Here is a 15,307-nt window from a genome sequence, read left to right as displayed (position 1 = left end):
GCTATTTTATAGCTTCAATAATACCATTAACATCATAAACTTTTGCTTCAAAATCCACGTTAAGTCCATATTTTCTCATAGTGTCACTTGTCACTGGACCAATAGAAGCAAATTTAATATCTTTAACAGCTTCAAGATCATTCTCAATACTTGCCATAAAAGCATCAACAGTAGAAGAGCTTAAAAAAGTAACAATCTCAACTTTTTTTAAGTTTGAAAGTACCTCTTTTTTATCTCTGATGATTCTTTTAGTTTTATAAGCAACAATCTTGTCAAAATTTCTATTATATATAGAATTAAATTTATCAACATCACAAGGTGAGATATCAGAAGTGATAATAAGTATTCTATCTCCAGGATTAGTATATTTAATAGACTCTTCAGCCAATCTATCAACTAGATACTCCTCTGGAATGAAGTCAGCTTTAATCTTATACCCCTCTAATAACTCTTTAGTCTTACTTCCCACAGCACCTATTTTTAAATGTGCAATATCTCTAATATCTTCAACTTTATTCATAAACTCTCTAACACCGTTAGGTGAATTAAAAAGTAGAGCAGAGTATCTCTTTAATTGTTCTCTATCCAATTTATCAAGAGTCGATTCAATCTCTATAAAAGGTAGTTCAATAGCTACTCCACCCATTTTTTCAATCTTGTTAGAGAACTCACCAGCTTGTCTTCTATCTCTTGTAACTAAAACTTTTTTTCCGAAAAGTTGAGTTGTTTCAAACCATTTAAAAGTATCTCTAAGGTTAACTACTTCACCGATAATAGTGATAGCTGGTGGAACAATCTTCTTCTCTTGAGATAACTCTATGATATTTTCTAGTGTACCTACAGTAACTCTCTGATCAGCAGTAGCTCCCTTTTCAATGATAGCTACAGGAGTTTTAGAATCCTTTCCATTTTTTATAAGATCTCCAACAATGATAGGTAGATTTTTAATTCCCATTAAAAATACTAAAGTTCCATCTAATTTAGCAATAGCTTCAAAGTTATGCCAATCTCCATCAGCCATAGTATGTCCTGTAAAAACGTGGAAAGATCTAGCCATACCTCTGTGTGTTACAGGAATACCAGCATAGGCTGGAACAGATATAGATGAAGTTATACCAGGAATCTCTTCAAACTCAATTCCGTTTTCAAAAAGAGCTTGAATCTCCTCTCCACCTCTACCAAATACAAATGGATCTCCACCTTTAACTCTAGCTACAACTTTTCCCTCTAAAGCTTTTTTTACAATTGTTTCGTTGATCTCATCTTGAATAAGTCCACCTTCAGTGTTTCCCTTTCCAAGATATATCATCTCAGCATCTTTTCTAGCATAGTTAAGGATACGATTATTAATTAATCTATCATATACTACACAATCAGCTTCCTCAATAGCTCTTTTACCTTTTAATGTAAGTAGTTCTGCATCTCCAGGTCCAGCACCCATTATATAAACTTTACCTTTTTTATCCATTGATTTTCTCCTTTATACACTCAGCTACAGCTTGAGCTACACATATTCCTTTATTAAGTTTTTCTGTAATTTGAGCAGTATACCCCTTCTCATCTTTAAAATATATACCTGAGAAAGTTATCTCATCTCCATTTACTTCAGAGTAGCATCCCATAGGAGTGTGACAACCACCATCAAAGATCTTTGAAAACTCTCTTTCAATAACTACTACCCTTTCAATATCCTCTCTGTGTATAGATTTTAGTATAGATCTGATCTCTTCATCATTTTCTCTACACTGTATATGTAAAACTCCTTGGGCAGGAGCAGGGAAAAATCTATTTGGATCTAAATATTCAGTGATCTCATTTTCCAATCCAACTCTTTTTAAACCAGCAGCTGCTAGTAAAATTGCATCATAATCCTCATTTTTTAATTTATTTAATCTAGTGTGTATATTTCCTCTAAGTTGTTTAATTTGTAAGTCAGGTCTTAAATTTTTAAGGTTCATAGTTCTTCTTAATGAGCTAGTACCAACAATAGCTCCCTCTGGTAATTCCATTAAGCTCTTTCCACTTTTTGATATAAGTACATCTCTAGGATCCTCTCTATCTGGTACTGCTCCACAGATCAATCCCTCTGGAGAAAGAATAGGCATATCCTTCATAGAGTGTACAGCAAGATCGATACTACCATTTAGAAGTTCAACCTCAATCTCTTTAGTAAAAAAGCTTTTAAGTGACTTGTCACTATTATTCCAGTTGCTTACAAGATCTTTATCCCCACTTGTAACTATCTTTTTTATCTCAAATTCAATTTCAGGAAAGTTATCTTCCAATCTTTTTTTTATCATTTCACTTTGAGCAAGTGCAAGAAGACTTCCTCTACTACCAATAACTATCTTTTTTTTCATTATACAGTTCTCTCCTCATAATATTGAAACCATTTTTTTAAATTTTCCATCTGTTTGTCAACCATAAAACTATAGCTCTCTATCAAAGAGTCTCTAGTTGCTAAATGTTCATTATATACTCCCCAAATATCATCTAAAGTGAAAAGTGAAACATTTTCAGCATCTCCAAGAGATTGTTCAATATCTCTAGGTACAGCTAAATCTAAGAATAGATATTTTTTATCCTTATTTAGTAAAGGTTGTAAATCATTAGTTCTTAGAACTAGGTGTGGTGCAGAAGTAACACTAATAATTACATCATTTTCAGGAACAGTTTGAAGTTTCTCTTCAAAAGAAACAATGTCAACATCAAAGATACTTTTAATTTCAAGGGCTTTGTGATAAGTCCTATTTGTAATTGTAATATTTTTGACTCCCTCTTTAACAAGTAGATATAGTATAGATTGTGCTAAATCTCCAACTCCTAAGATAAAAACTTTTTTATCACTTAGAAATCCAATAGAATCCTTAATAAATTTTAAAGATATTGCTTCTAATGAAAGTGCATTGTGACAAATCTTGCTCTCTGTTCTAAATTTTTTACCCAGATCAATAGCTTTATTGAAAACGGTATTTAGAATTTTAGAAGAGGTTTTCTCCTCTAAAGCAGTGGCATGAGCTTTTTTTATCTGAGCTAAGATCTGATCTTCACCTTTAATAACTGAGAAAAAACCACAGGCAACTTTGAAAAGATACTCACTAGCTTCCTCTCCTCTTTTAATAAAAATTCCCTTTTTTACCTTAAATGCACTAAGTAAGTCCTCTGTTGAAAAATCGTTGGCAAGTTGTAAATAAAACTCTACTCTTAGACAAGTAGATAGATTAATATACCCTTTTATCTTTTTTTCTAAAAAAAGTTTATTAATAATCTCAGCAGGATTTTGCTGAATAAATACTTCTCTCTCTTCAGTTGTAAGCTCTTTATGAGAAATCCCAAAGGCTACAATCTCATCAATTTTTAGTGACATTTAAATATTCTCCTTAAAATACTTTCTTTAATTAAACAACAGTTTTAATAAAAATAACCTTATATCATACTGTTATATTATATAATATTATTCACAAAAAATTAACAATAATTTAAAAAATATGATATAATTTAGAAAATTAGTAGCGAATAATGATAAAAAATTTATATGATTAAGAATGATAGTGTGAGGATTAATTGATGAAAAAATATATAATAGAGCCTGAGTATGACGGTTATGAGATAGGAACATATCTCAAGGAGACAAAGGGATATTCAGGAAGAGGTTTGAGAAACCTAGAGATATATCTAAATGGAAAAAGAGTAAAAAATAACAGTAAAAAGGTAAGAAAATTAAATAGACTACACATAAGAGAGAAGGAGAAAGAAACGGGGATAAAACCTATGGATATACCTATTAAGGTAGCTTATGAGGATAAAAATTTACTTCTTATAAATAAAGATCCATATATAATAGTACATCCAACTCAGAAAAAGGTTGATAAGACATTAGCTAATGGTGTGGTAAACTATTTTTTACAAACTACAGGTAAAATTATGGTACCAAGATTCTATAATAGACTTGACATGAATACATCTGGAATAATAATAGTAACTAAAAATGCTTATGCCCAATCATACCTTCAAGAAAAAGGTGTGGTAAATAAGTTTTACCAAGCTATTGTTTTGGGAATTGTAGAGAAAGATGAATTTTTAATAGATAGACCAATTGGAAAAATTGGAGATGAACTTAGAAGAGTTGAACTAAAGGAAGAGGAGGGAGGACAGAGTGCTCAAACTAAAATAAGAGTACTAAAGAGATTCCCTGATAAAAATCTGACATTAATAGAGGCAGAGTTGTTAACTGGAAGAACACATCAGATAAGAGCACACATGTCTTTAGAAGGTTATCCACTTTTGGGAGATGAACTCTATGGGGGAGCAGATAAGAGAGCAGATAGACAGATGTTACACTCTTATAAAACAGAATTTTCAGATGTAGAAACTGGAGAGCTAAAGAGTGTAGAAGTGGAACTTCCAGAAGATATGAAAAAACTACTAGAAATCTAAATTATTCATATTGGAAAAAAATAGTACAGTTACATAGAACACGAAATATAACTGATTAAAAAATAATCGTAAAAAGATGAAATTTAACTCTAATGAAATTATTAGAAAAGAGTTAATTGACAAAGAATTGAACTTGTTATATATTTTATGTAGATGATGAAAAACATAAAATATTTTACATAGTTAAAAAAATTTTTAGGAGGAATAGAAATGGCAGTTAAAGTAGCAATTAACGGATTCGGAAGAATAGGAAGATTAGCATTAAGATTAATGGTAGGAAACCCTGAGTTTGATGTAGTAGCAATCAACGACTTAACAGATGCTCACATGTTAGCTCACTTATTTAAATATGATTCAGCTCAAGGAAGATTCGATGGAACTATCGAAGTTAAAGAAGATGCTTTCGTAGTAAACGGAAAAGAGATCAAAACTTTTGCAAAAGCTAACCCTGAAGAGTTACCTTGGGGAGAATTAGGAGTAGACGTTGTTCTTGAGTGTACTGGATTCTTCACTAAGAAAGAAAAAGCAGAAGCTCACATCAAAGCAGGAGCTAAAAAAGTAGTTATATCTGCACCAGCAACTGGAGATCTTAAAACTGTAGTTTACAACGTAAACCACGACATATTAGATGGTACAGAAACAGTTATTTCTGGAGCTTCTTGTACAACTAACTGTTTAGCACCAATGGCTAAAGTTTTAGAGGATAACTTTGGAATCGTAGAAGGATTAATGACAACAATTCACGCATATACAAATGACCAAAATACATTAGATGGTCCACACAGAAAAGGAGATTTAAGAAGAGCAAGAGCTGCTGCTGCAAACATCGTTCCTAACACAACTGGAGCTGCAAAAGCTATCGGATTAGTAATCCCTTCATTAAAAGGAAAATTAGATGGAGCTGCTCAAAGAGTTCCTGTAATTACTGGATCAATAACTGAATTAGTAACAGTTTTAGCAAAACCAACTTCAGTAGAAGAGATCAATGCTGCAATGAAAGCTGCTGCAAATGAGTCATTCGGATATACAGAAGAAGAGTTAGTATCAAGCGATATCATCGGAATCAACTATGGATCATTATTTGATGCAACTCAAACAAGAGTAATGACAGTTGGAGACAAGCAATTAGTTAAAACTGTAGCTTGGTATGACAACGAAATGTCTTATACTTCTCAATTAATCAGAACTCTTAAAAAATTTGTTGAGTTATCTAAATAATTAACTAATCAGAGAATAACTAAATAGAAATAGAATAGCGGAACTTTAGAGTTCCGCTTTTTTAAAGAAAGATATTATCAATAGGAGGCAATTTAAATGGCTAAAAAAATAGTTACAGATTTAAATGTTAAAGGGCAAAAAGTATTGATGAGAGTAGACTTTAACGTACCTATGAAAGATGGAAAAATAACTGATGAAAATAGAATAGTTGCAGCTTTACCTACAATAAAATATGTATTAGAAAATGGAGGAAGAGTAATAGCTTTCTCTCACTTAGGAAAAGTTAAAACTGAAGAGGATTTAGCAAAAAAATCTTTAAGACCAGTAGCTGAGAGATTAGCTGAATTATTAGGTCAATCAGTTAAATTCGTTCCTGCTACAAGAGGTGCTGAATTAGAAGCAGCAGTAGCTGAATTAAAAGATGGAGAGATCATGATGTTTGAAAACACAAGATTCGAAGATCTAGATGGTAAAAAAGAATCTAAAAATGATCCAGAATTAGGAAAATACTGGGCATCATTAGGAGATCTATTTGTAAATGACGCATTTGGAACTGCTCACAGAGCACACGCTTCAAATGTTGGAATAGCTGCTAACATAGGAGAAGGAAAAACTGCAGCAGGATTCTTAATGGAAAAAGAGATCAAATTCATAGGTGGAGCAGTAGATAATCCTGAAAGACCTTTAGTTGCTATATTAGGAGGAGCTAAAGTATCTGATAAAATAGGAGTTATAGAAAATCTTCTAGTTAAAGCTGATAAGGTTTTAGTTGGAGGAGCTATGATGTTCACTTTCTTAAGAGCTCAAGGAAAAGCAACAGGAACTTCATTAGTTGAAGAGGATAAAATAGAATTAGCAAAAGAGTTATTAGCAAAAGCTAATGGAAAATTAGTTCTACCAATAGATACAGTAGTAGCTAAAGAGTTTAACAATGACGCAGCTCATACAACTGTATCAGTAGATGAAATTCCAGCTGATCAAATGGGATTAGACGTTGGACAAGGAACTGTAGAGTTATTTGCAAAAGAGATCTCTGGAGCAAAAACTGTTGTATGGAATGGACCAATGGGAGTATTCGAAATGCCTAACTTTGCAAAAGGAACTATTGGAGTTTGTGAAGCTATAGCTAACTTAAAAGGAGCAACTACAATAATAGGTGGAGGAGACTCAGCAGCTGCAGCAATAAGCTTAGGATATGCTGATAAATTTACTCATATCTCTACTGGTGGAGGAGCTTCATTAGAGTACTTAGAAGGAAAAGTATTACCTGGAGTAGAATCTATTTCTAATAAATAATAACTTACAATATAGAGGCTGCTACAGAGAGTTGTAGTAGCCTTTTTATTTTACTTTTATTTTTTTAAAATTTGATAATATTTTTTCAAAAAATATGTTATAATAGGTCTGTATTAAGATATTTAAATATAATGGAATGAAGGAGTTAGATTATGAGTAGATTAGTAGGAACTATATCAAGAGGGCTTCGTGCACCTATCATTAAGCAGGGAGATGATATTGCTAAATTTACAGTAGATGCAGTTTTAGCTGCTGCAGAAAGTGATAATATAGCTTTAAGAAATAAAGATGTAGTTGCTATCACTGAGTCAATAGTGGCAAGAGCTCAAGGAAACTATGCTACAATTGATGATATCGCAACAGATGTAAAAGCAAAATATGGAGATAACACAATAGGATTGATATTCCCAATATTGAGTAGAAATAGATTTTCTGTATGTTTAAAAGGAATAGCAAAGGGAGCTAAAAAGATTGTATTGATGTTTAGTTACCCATCTGATGAGGTAGGAAACCACTTTATAGATTATGATCTATTAGATGAAAAAGGAGTTAACCCTTGGACAGATGTATTAACTGAAGCTGAGTTTACAGAGAAATTTGGTAATCCAGTACACGTATTTACTGGAGTAAACTATATTCAATACTATTCTGAATTAATAAGAGAGCAAGGGGCAGAAGTTGAGGTAATTTTTGCTAACAACCCTACAGCAATCTTAAAATATACAGATTGTGTATTAAACTGTGATATCCATACTCGTATGAGAACTAAAAAATTACTAAGAAAATCAGGAGCAAAAATAGTATATGGAATGGATGAGATATTAACAGAATCTATAAATGGTTGTGGATACAATGAAGATTATGGATTGTTAGGATCAAATAAAGCTACTGAGGATAGCATCAAATTATTCCCTCGTGATTGTAGAGAGTTAGCTGTAAAAATCCAAAAAATGTTAAAAGAAAAAACTGGAAAAGATATGGAAGTTATGGTCTATGGAGATGGAGCATTCAAAGATCCAGTAGGAAAGATATGGGAACTTGCTGACCCAGTTGTATCACCAGGATATACTGATGGTTTAGAGGGAACACCAAATGAGATAAAATTAAAATATTTAGCTGATAATGATTTAGCTGGTTTAAAAGGTGAAGAGTTACATAAGGCTGTAGCTGAAGCTATTAAAAATAAAGATTCAGATCTAAAAGGACAGATGATAACTCAAGGAACTACTCCAAGAAGATTGACAGATCTTATTGGATCACTATGTGACTTAACTTCAGGAAGTGGAGATAAAGGTACACCTATTATATTAATCCAAGGATATTTTGATAACTATATAGATGACTAATATTTTAAGTGTTTATAACATTAAAATATAGAGCTTGAAAAAAGAATAAAAATATGATAATATTTAAAAACCTTATATAAATTTGGAATATGGCCAAAAGTTTCTACATCAAACCTTAAATTTGATACTATAAGTTAAAGAAATTGTTATTATATTGATCTCAATAGTACTTTAACTATTGAGATTTTTTTTTGGAGGATTGAATGAAAAAGTATTTGAAAAATGTTATTTTAATTGGAAGTTTGTTCTTAGTTGGGTGTACATCTTTAGTTGAAAGAAAAGAGGAAGCTAGTATCATTATAAAAAATGGTACTGTATTGACTATGAATGAGGGGAGAGATATCTTAGAAAATGGAGTTGTCGTTATAAAAGACAATAAGATAATCTCAGTTGGAAATGAGGATTTATTAGAGAGATATAGTGCTAAAAAGATTATTGATGCTGAAGATGGGATAGTTATGCCTGGAATGATAAATACTCACACTCACGTTGCAATGACAGTGTTTAGATCACTAGCTGATGATGTACCAGATAGATTGAATAGATATATTTTCCCTTTGGAAAACAAGATGGTTTCTCCTGAAATGGCTTATTTAGGAGCTAGACTTGGAACTATGGAGATGGCTCTTGGAGGAGTGACAACAATGGTGGATATGTATCTATTTGAAGAGAGTGCAGCAGAGGCAGTAAAAGAGATCGGGCTAAGAGGAATAATGACACAAAATATAATAAAATATCCTACTGCTGATGGAAAAAATAAAGGTGAAACTTTAAATAGAGCTATTGCCCTTATTGAAAAATATCAGAATGATGAATTGATAACTCCAGGGCTAGCACCTCATGCTCCACATACAGTAACAAAAGAGGAGTTATTGGAGATAAAAAGAGTTTCTGAAAAATATAATGCTCCTGTATCAATGCATGTTGCAGAGACAGATAAAGAGTTTGCTAAATTTAAAAAAGAGTTCAATATGACACCTGTAGAGTACTTAGATTCATTAGGGCTATTAAATGAGAGACTTATAGCTGCACACAACATCTTTGTAACAGATAGCGATATAGAACTTTTAAAGAAAAGAGATGTAGGGCTAGCTCATAATATGGTAGCTAATATAAAGTCTGCTAAGGGGATCTCACCAGCTCTAAAGATGCATGATGAGGGATTGAGAGTTGGATTAGGAACTGATGGTCCTATGAGTGGAAATACATTGGATATAATTGGACAATTGGGATATGTGGCAAAGGTTCATAAATTAAACTCTAAAGATAGATCAGCACTACCTCCCAAAAAAGCTGTAGAGATGGCAACAATTGGTGGAGCTAAAGCTATTCATAGAGAGCAGGAGTTAGGAAGTTTAGAGGCTGGAAAATTGGCAGATGTAGTAATAGTTGAGACAAAATCTGTAAATATGAATCCAATTTACGATCCTTATTCAGCTTTAGTATATTCAGCAAATGCAAGTAATGTAGATACAGTTATAGTAAATGGAAAATTAATTGTTGAAGATAGAGAGATAAAAACTATTGATTCTAAAAAAGTTATTAAAGAGATGACAGAGTTTAAGAAAAAAGTTGAAGAGGTAGCTAAAACTCTATAAAATATAGAGGTTTAGATTGAAAATAAAAGAGCAAGTATAACTTGCTCTTTTTAATTAGATCTATGATAATTGTTCTATTAAATTTTTCTTTTTTAAATGGTGGGCTATATATACAAATGGAGTATCACAAACTGCAACCAAGAATTTCATAAAGTATGTAGTTAGGAATATCTCGATTAAAACCTCTTTAGGATAAACACCATAGAAAGCGATAAGTGTGAAACAAGCATTATCAATAAGTTGGCTAACCATAGTACTCGCATTATTTCTTATCCAGATATGTTTAGGTTCACTATATTTTTTCTTCCAGAACTCATAAGCCCAAATATCATGAGTTTGTGAGATAAGGTAAGAGATAAGTGAGGCTACAACAATTCTTGGCATAAAGTCAAAAACTCTTTTAACACCATTGAAAGTTATTATTCCCTCTTCAATATTTGATGGAGTAAAAGATACTGCTATCTGCATAATAAGAGTCATTGCAATAAGTGAGAAAAAACCAAGGTATACAGCTCTTTGAGCATCTTTTTTACCATAGTTTTCAGCTAGAATATCTGTAACTAAGAATCCACCAGCATACAGTATATTCCCTAAAGTAGTTCCAAATCCAAATAGGTCAACTAATAAAACAACTTGAATATTAGCTAATATAGTTGATACAGGAATCCAAGCATACAATCCAAATTTTCCAAACTTTTTATAAGCAAAAAGTATTAGACCAAAGTTAACAACTAACATACAGAACCAAAGTAATTCATTTCTAAAATCCATTTTATCCTCCTAAAATATTATTAAAACTAGGAAAATAAAATAGTAATCAATAAAAAAGAGCAGAAAAACTCTGCTCTTTAAAAATAAATAACTTATTTTAAAATTTGGCCTAGTTTTTTATAGATGGTTTGTCTGTGTAGAACATCTCCTTGTAAATACAAGAATTTATTTAATTTTCAAAGAAAAGTATATATTAAAAAACTAAAATTGTCAATAGTTATATTTTTACTTAAAATTTTCACGAAAATGTCAATAAAAAATAGTATAAATATATCATAAATCTTTCCCCAAAATATTTTATATAGATTAGTAATTAAATAAAAATCCCTTTTTCAAAAAAGAAGAGGGATTTTTATTTTTTTGTGCTATACTAGAGGTAGCTAAAGAAAATAAAATATATAATATGGAGGGTAACATGCAGTATAAAAACGAAAATGGTTGGATTAAATCCAATGAAAAAAAAGAGATATTTTATTTTTGTGATGAGTATAAAAAGTTTTTAGATTTGGGAAAAACTGAGAGAGAATTTGTAAAAGAGGGAGTAAAATTTGTTGAGGCAAAGGGGTTTGTTCCAGCAGAGAGTAAAAAAAGTTTGCAAGTTGGGGATAAGGTATACTATGTAAACAGAGGCAAAAACCTTGTATTAGCAGTAATTGGAAAAGAGGATATTGAAAATGGAGTAAATTATGTTGTATCACACATAGATTCTCCAAGATTGGACCTAAAAGGAAATCCTCTATATGAGGAGTTTGAATTAGCTTATATGAAAACTCATTACTATGGTGGAATAAAGAAATATCAATGGGCATCTCTTCCACTAGCACTTCATGGGGTAGTAATCTTAGAAAATGGAGAGAGTGTAGAGATAACAATAGGTGAAAAGGATGAGGATCCTGTATTCACTATTCCAGATATCTTACCTCACTTAGCAGCTAAAATTCAAGGTGAAAGAAAAAGTGGAGAGGTAATAAAAGGTGAAGAGCTTCAGATAATAGTAGGAAGTATACCTAGTACAATAGAGAATAAAGAGATTAAAGATAGAGTTAAATATGCAATATTAGAGATTTTAAATAGAGATTATGGTATGGTAGAAGAGGATTTTATCTCAGCTGAATTGGAATTAGTACCAGCAGGAAAAGCTAAAGATATTGGTTTTGATAGATCTATGGTAGGAGCTTATGGTCAGGACGATAGAATTTGTGGTTATACATCTATGAGAGCTATAGTTGATTTAGAAGAGGTTCCAGAGAGAACTGCAATCTGTTTCTTAGCAGATAAAGAGGAGATAGGATCTTCAGGTAGTACAGGACTTAAATCAGATTACCTAGCATACATTACTGGTGATATTGTAGAAAAAGTTAAGGGAAATTTCACAGAGATGATGTTAAGAAGAGTACTATGGAACTCTCAATCTCTATCTTCAGATGTAAATGCAGGAGTAGATCCTATATTTAAAGGGGTACATGACATTCAAAATGCTGCAAAAATTGGATTTGGAGTAGTTGTAACAAAATATACTGGAGCTAGAGGAAAGAGTGGAACTAATGATGCTGATGCTGAATATGTAGGAAAGATTAGAAAGTTATTAAATGATGCTGATGTTTGTTGGCAAATAGGAGAGCTTGGAAAAGTAGATGAAGGTGGAGGAGGTACAGTAGCAATGTATCTAGCTCACTTAGGAATTAGAACTATAGATATAGGACCAGCTCTATTAGCTATGCACTCACCATTTGAAGTCTCTTCAAAATTAGATGTTTATGAAACATATAGAGCATATAAAGTTTTTTATACTAGAGGATAGATAAAAATGCAAGGAATATATACCGATATTGGTATATGCTCCTTGCATTTGTTTTAATTTATATTATTTATTAGAAAGAAATAATCCAAATTGAGCTAAAGTTGCTGATCCTAAATATGTTCCAACAAAAACAAATACCCCAGTAATTGCTACTTTCCAAGAAAGGCTCTTTAAAGTTCCTAACTTGTTAGCAACAGAGATTCCAGCATAAGTAAGTATTGGAGTAGTTATTGATAGAAAGTCAACAGAGTTAATAGCTTTGATTACCTCTGTGCTAGCCATACAAAATATTAAAGATGTAATAGATACCCAACCTAGAATAGGGAACTCTCTTATAAATTTAATAGGTACACATTGTAACACTCTTTGAATTGTAATTCCTATAATTGCAAATAAACCAAGAAAAAATAGTCCAATAAATGTATAAGTAGTAATTTGAGGTCCATTTGCACCATATTTTAAAACCTTTATCCATTGAGTAAAAAGAATCAATGAAAGACTAAGAATTAAGATTAAAATATTTTTTATAAAATAATTTTCAAATAGATTTTTATTCATTATTTTTTTCCTCCAGTTAACTTGTTATACATAAATTTTTGTAAAGGTACAGCAACAAAAACCATTGTAAAAGTACCTATAAAACTTGTTAATAACTGACTAGCAGCTGCATAGGCTCTAATGACTTCAGCTTTTTCAGGGTGAATAGCAGCAAGAGAGGAACTAGCTGCAATCATCATACTAGCAGATCCCATTCCAGATGCAATTGCAAGAGCCTCTACTCTAAATCCCATTTCTAAAAATATAGGTGCAATTATACTGAAGAATATCGCCCCAAAAAGGGTACCAAAGATATACATTGAAAGAACTCCACGTCCCTCATCAGAGTTAAGAGTGTATTTTTCAGAGATATATGCAAGTTCACCCTCTCTTCCCAATCCTAGAGTTGATCCGATAGCCTCTCTTCTTAATCCAATAAGTAGTGCAATAGGAAGTCCAATTATAACAGTACCAACATTTCCAAGTTCCTGAATTAAGAAGATCCAACCTATAGATAGTATCTCTTTCAATCTAGGAGCAACATCAGCTCCATATTTAGCCATTAGTGGTAACATAATTATAATAAGATATTTTCCAGCAAAATTGACATTTTCCTCAGTATAGATCTTACTGATTATCCCTTTTCTAAAAACATTAAGAGCTAAAAACATAGTTATTATTAAGGCAAAAAGTAGTGGAAGAAGTCCAATTTTAAACTTTCCAATAGCAATAACTCTAAAACCAATAATCTCAGCTACAAGTATAACAATAACTGAAAAGATTATTAAAAAAGGTAAATTTTTATTTTTCATCTAATCCTCCAAAATTTAATATTGTATTTTTATAATCTTCATAACTTCTTTTATATAAACTGTTTTTATCAATTTTTCCACTCATATCTTTCAAGACCTTTAAAAGAAATCTAGGGAAAATAGAGAAAATATACTCACTATCCTTATGAATGAAATCACTACCATGAAAAGTTCCTATGAATCCGTTGTATCCAATCTGTATACAAGGAAGGATATAAGAGAGATCTCCAATATCTCCAGCAGCACTTACAGGAGAGTTATCTTTGCAATACTCAATCTCTTCAAACTCTTCAAAACTTTTTCTAACAAAATTAGAAAGGTAACGTGATTGAATAAAAGGAAGATATCCCATATCAGTTTCGATCTCTACTTCACCACCTAAAGCCTCAGCAGAGCATTTAGCCATTGTATCCAATCTCTTTGAGAGTTCTAACATATATTCAACTGAGTGTGCTCTTATATCAGTTCCAATTTTTATCTTGTCAGGAATGACATTTGTTCCCATATGTGATTCCATAATTACAGGATTTATCCTTACCATAAATTTTTCATCAATTTGCTGTCTATAAAGTCCCAATGCAGTATTGAAAAGAGTGGACATACTATAAGCATTTACTCCAGCTTGTGGAGCGAAGCCAGCATGTGCAGGTTTTCCTTTGAAAGTGTAATATTTATATAGGAATCCAGCAAGATTACAATTTAACTCAATACTTCTTCTATCTAACTCCCCACCCATAGAGTGAACAGCAATAGCTAAATCATATTCATCAAAAATTCCGAGTTTAATAGCTTCTGGTTTTCCTCCTAAAAAAGAGATCACTCCCTCTCTTTGTAACTCTTTTCTATACTCTAAATCTAAATACTCTTCAGCTGGAGTAAAGATGAATCCCAATGAAAAATCTAATCTCTTATACTCTTCATCAGTGATCAATTTTTTTAGAAGAGATAACATAATGGCAACTTGAGAATAGTGACCACAGTTGTGAGCAGCTCCAGTTAGCTTATCAGCATGAAAATGTGAAGGAGTATACACTGCATCCATTTCAGCAATCAAAGCTATATGTAAAGCTTTTTTTTCTCCTAAATTAAATTTAACCCCAGTTTCAGCAAATTTTATAATCTCTCCCTTTGGATAAACTTTTTTTATAAAATTTTGTATTAATTGAGAAGTTTTATTCTCCTTAAATCCAAGTTCAGGATTGAAATAAATCTCTTCTGCTAGAGTTAAAATCTCTTTAAAATCAGACATTAATAACCACCTTTCATAAATAAAAATCTTATAAAGTATTGTATCATTAGATGAGGATTTTATAAAGATATATTTTACAAAGAATAAAAAAATTTAAAAAAAGTGTTGACGAAACTTTGTATATGTGGTACTATATATCTTGTCCGCGAGAAAGCGAGACAAAATAATGTTAAGGACATTAGCAACAGAATAGAGAAAGACAATAAATGCAAACACAACAATAAATTGGTGTAAATTATCAG

The 15,307-nt window shown here is 31.6% G+C and carries 13 protein-coding genes and 1 riboswitch; of the genes, 6 read left to right on the top strand and 7 right to left on the bottom strand.

Translation table 11 applies throughout. From position 1 onward, the window contains the following. Window position 1: 1 nt before the first annotated feature. Genes cobA through hemA form a run of 3 tightly spaced genes read right to left on the bottom strand, consistent with a single transcriptional unit; the run spans window position 2 to window position 3,367 of the window. Entirely contained in the window at window positions 2-1,468 is a 1,467-nt protein-coding gene (cobA, locus tag ABNK64_RS08455; RefSeq protein ID WP_300343422.1) for a uroporphyrinogen-III C-methyltransferase, read from the bottom strand. Beyond that, window positions 1,461-2,360: a hydroxymethylbilane synthase gene (gene hemC, locus ABNK64_RS08450; RefSeq protein ID WP_349764117.1), complete on the bottom strand. Its 900-nt coding sequence runs from the start codon at window positions 2,358-2,360 to the stop codon at window positions 1,461-1,463. The genes cobA and hemC overlap by 8 nt, the downstream gene beginning before the upstream one ends. Further along, window positions 2,360-3,367 carry a glutamyl-tRNA reductase gene (gene hemA / locus ABNK64_RS08445; protein WP_291255260.1) on the bottom strand — a complete coding sequence of 336 codons (1,008 nt, stop codon included), beginning with the start codon at window positions 3,365-3,367 and terminating at the stop codon, window positions 2,360-2,362. Before hemA ends, hemC begins: the two co-directional genes overlap by 1 nt. A 200-nt stretch (window positions 3,368-3,567) precedes the next feature. Here hemA and ABNK64_RS08440 point away from each other — a divergent pair, with 200 nt between their 5' ends. The 5 genes from ABNK64_RS08440 to ABNK64_RS08420 all read left to right on the top strand — a co-directional run bounded on the left by ABNK64_RS08440 (window position 3,568) and on the right by ABNK64_RS08420 (window position 9,895). Then, window positions 3,568-4,437, top strand: coding sequence for an RluA family pseudouridine synthase (locus tag ABNK64_RS08440; RefSeq protein WP_349764116.1), 870 nt, complete (start codon window positions 3,568-3,570; stop codon window positions 4,435-4,437). Between the two features lie 210 nt (window positions 4,438-4,647). Further along, window positions 4,648-5,655 carry a type I glyceraldehyde-3-phosphate dehydrogenase gene (gene gap, locus ABNK64_RS08435; RefSeq protein ID WP_291255258.1) on the top strand — a complete coding sequence of 336 codons (1,008 nt, stop codon included), beginning with the start codon at window positions 4,648-4,650 and terminating at the stop codon, window positions 5,653-5,655. A 96-nt stretch (window positions 5,656-5,751) separates the two neighbouring features. Then, window positions 5,752-6,951, top strand: a complete 1,200-nt coding sequence (locus tag ABNK64_RS08430; protein WP_300343416.1) for a phosphoglycerate kinase — start codon at window positions 5,752-5,754, stop codon at window positions 6,949-6,951. Window positions 6,952-7,103: 152 nt separating this feature from the next. Beyond that, on the top strand, window positions 7,104-8,297 hold the full coding sequence (locus ABNK64_RS08425; RefSeq protein ID WP_291255256.1) for a coenzyme F420-0:L-glutamate ligase: 1,194 nt from the start codon (window positions 7,104-7,106) through the stop codon (window positions 8,295-8,297). A gap of 52 nt (window positions 8,298-8,349) precedes the next feature. Next, a riboswitch (purine riboswitch) is annotated at window positions 8,350-8,447 on the top strand. 53 nt (window positions 8,448-8,500) lie between these two features. Beyond that, window positions 8,501-9,895, top strand: coding sequence for an amidohydrolase (locus ABNK64_RS08420; protein ID WP_300343414.1), 1,395 nt, complete (start codon window positions 8,501-8,503; stop codon window positions 9,893-9,895). 60 nt (window positions 9,896-9,955) lie between these two features. On the opposite strand, the gene ABNK64_RS08415 is transcribed toward ABNK64_RS08420, so the two are convergent. Further along, window positions 9,956-10,666 (bottom strand): queuosine precursor transporter, encoded by a 711-nt coding sequence (locus ABNK64_RS08415; RefSeq protein WP_291255254.1) that lies wholly within the window; start codon window positions 10,664-10,666, stop codon window positions 9,956-9,958. A gap of 415 nt (window positions 10,667-11,081) precedes the next feature. On the opposite strand from ABNK64_RS08415, the gene ABNK64_RS08410 reads away from it, so the two are divergent. Then, window positions 11,082-12,467, top strand: a complete 1,386-nt coding sequence (locus ABNK64_RS08410) for an aminopeptidase (RefSeq protein WP_300389726.1) — start codon at window positions 11,082-11,084, stop codon at window positions 12,465-12,467. A gap of 63 nt (window positions 12,468-12,530) precedes the next feature. Here ABNK64_RS08410 and ABNK64_RS08405 read toward each other — a convergent pair whose 3' ends face one another. Genes ABNK64_RS08405 through ABNK64_RS08395 form a run of 3 tightly spaced genes read right to left on the bottom strand, consistent with a single transcriptional unit; the run spans window position 12,531 to window position 15,065 of the window. Continuing rightward, entirely contained in the window at window positions 12,531-13,025 is a 495-nt protein-coding gene (locus ABNK64_RS08405; RefSeq protein WP_291255252.1) for a hypothetical protein, read from the bottom strand. Continuing rightward, window positions 13,025-13,816: a DUF3100 domain-containing protein gene (locus ABNK64_RS08400; RefSeq protein WP_349764115.1), complete on the bottom strand. Its 792-nt coding sequence runs from the start codon at window positions 13,814-13,816 to the stop codon at window positions 13,025-13,027. The genes ABNK64_RS08405 and ABNK64_RS08400 overlap by 1 nt, the downstream gene beginning before the upstream one ends. Continuing rightward, a complete protein-coding gene (locus tag ABNK64_RS08395; RefSeq protein WP_291255250.1) occupies window positions 13,806-15,065 on the bottom strand; it encodes a M20/M25/M40 family metallo-hydrolase in 1,260 nt (419 codons plus the stop codon). The genes ABNK64_RS08400 and ABNK64_RS08395 overlap by 11 nt, the downstream gene beginning before the upstream one ends. Between the last annotated feature and the right edge of the window lie 242 nt (window positions 15,066-15,307).

It is taken from the genome of Fusobacterium sp. SYSU M8D902 (assembly GCF_040199715.1).
Lineage (GTDB): Bacteria > Fusobacteriota > Fusobacteriia > Fusobacteriales > Fusobacteriaceae > Fusobacterium_A.
The sequence above is the reverse complement of the archived record's forward strand: the minus strand, read 5'-3'. Positions and strand labels throughout refer to the sequence as shown.

Bases quoted from the DNA above. Each gene is read 5' to 3' on its own strand.
- cobA (WP_300343422.1), bottom strand. From the start codon at position 1,468: ATGGATAAAAAAGGTAAAGTTTATATAATGGGTGCTGGACCTGGAGAT.
- hemC (WP_349764117.1), bottom strand. From the start codon at position 2,360: ATGAAAAAAAAGATAGTTATTGGTAGTAGAGGAAGTCTTCTTGCACTT.
- hemA (WP_291255260.1), bottom strand. From the start codon at position 3,367: ATGTCACTAAAAATTGATGAGATTGTAGCCTTTGGGATTTCTCATAAA.
- ABNK64_RS08440 (WP_349764116.1), top strand. From the start codon at position 3,568: ATGAAAAAATATATAATAGAGCCTGAGTATGACGGTTATGAGATAGGA.
- gap (WP_291255258.1), top strand. From the start codon at position 4,648: ATGGCAGTTAAAGTAGCAATTAACGGATTCGGAAGAATAGGAAGATTA.
- ABNK64_RS08430 (WP_300343416.1), top strand. From the start codon at position 5,752: ATGGCTAAAAAAATAGTTACAGATTTAAATGTTAAAGGGCAAAAAGTA.
- ABNK64_RS08425 (WP_291255256.1), top strand. From the start codon at position 7,104: ATGAGTAGATTAGTAGGAACTATATCAAGAGGGCTTCGTGCACCTATC.
- ABNK64_RS08420 (WP_300343414.1), top strand. From the start codon at position 8,501: ATGAAAAAGTATTTGAAAAATGTTATTTTAATTGGAAGTTTGTTCTTA.
- ABNK64_RS08415 (WP_291255254.1), bottom strand. From the start codon at position 10,666: ATGGATTTTAGAAATGAATTACTTTGGTTCTGTATGTTAGTTGTTAAC.
- ABNK64_RS08410 (WP_300389726.1), top strand. From the start codon at position 11,082: ATGCAGTATAAAAACGAAAATGGTTGGATTAAATCCAATGAAAAAAAA.
- ABNK64_RS08405 (WP_291255252.1), bottom strand. From the start codon at position 13,025: ATGAATAAAAATCTATTTGAAAATTATTTTATAAAAAATATTTTAATC.
- ABNK64_RS08400 (WP_349764115.1), bottom strand. From the start codon at position 13,816: ATGAAAAATAAAAATTTACCTTTTTTAATAATCTTTTCAGTTATTGTT.
- ABNK64_RS08395 (WP_291255250.1), bottom strand. From the start codon at position 15,065: ATGTCTGATTTTAAAGAGATTTTAACTCTAGCAGAAGAGATTTATTTC.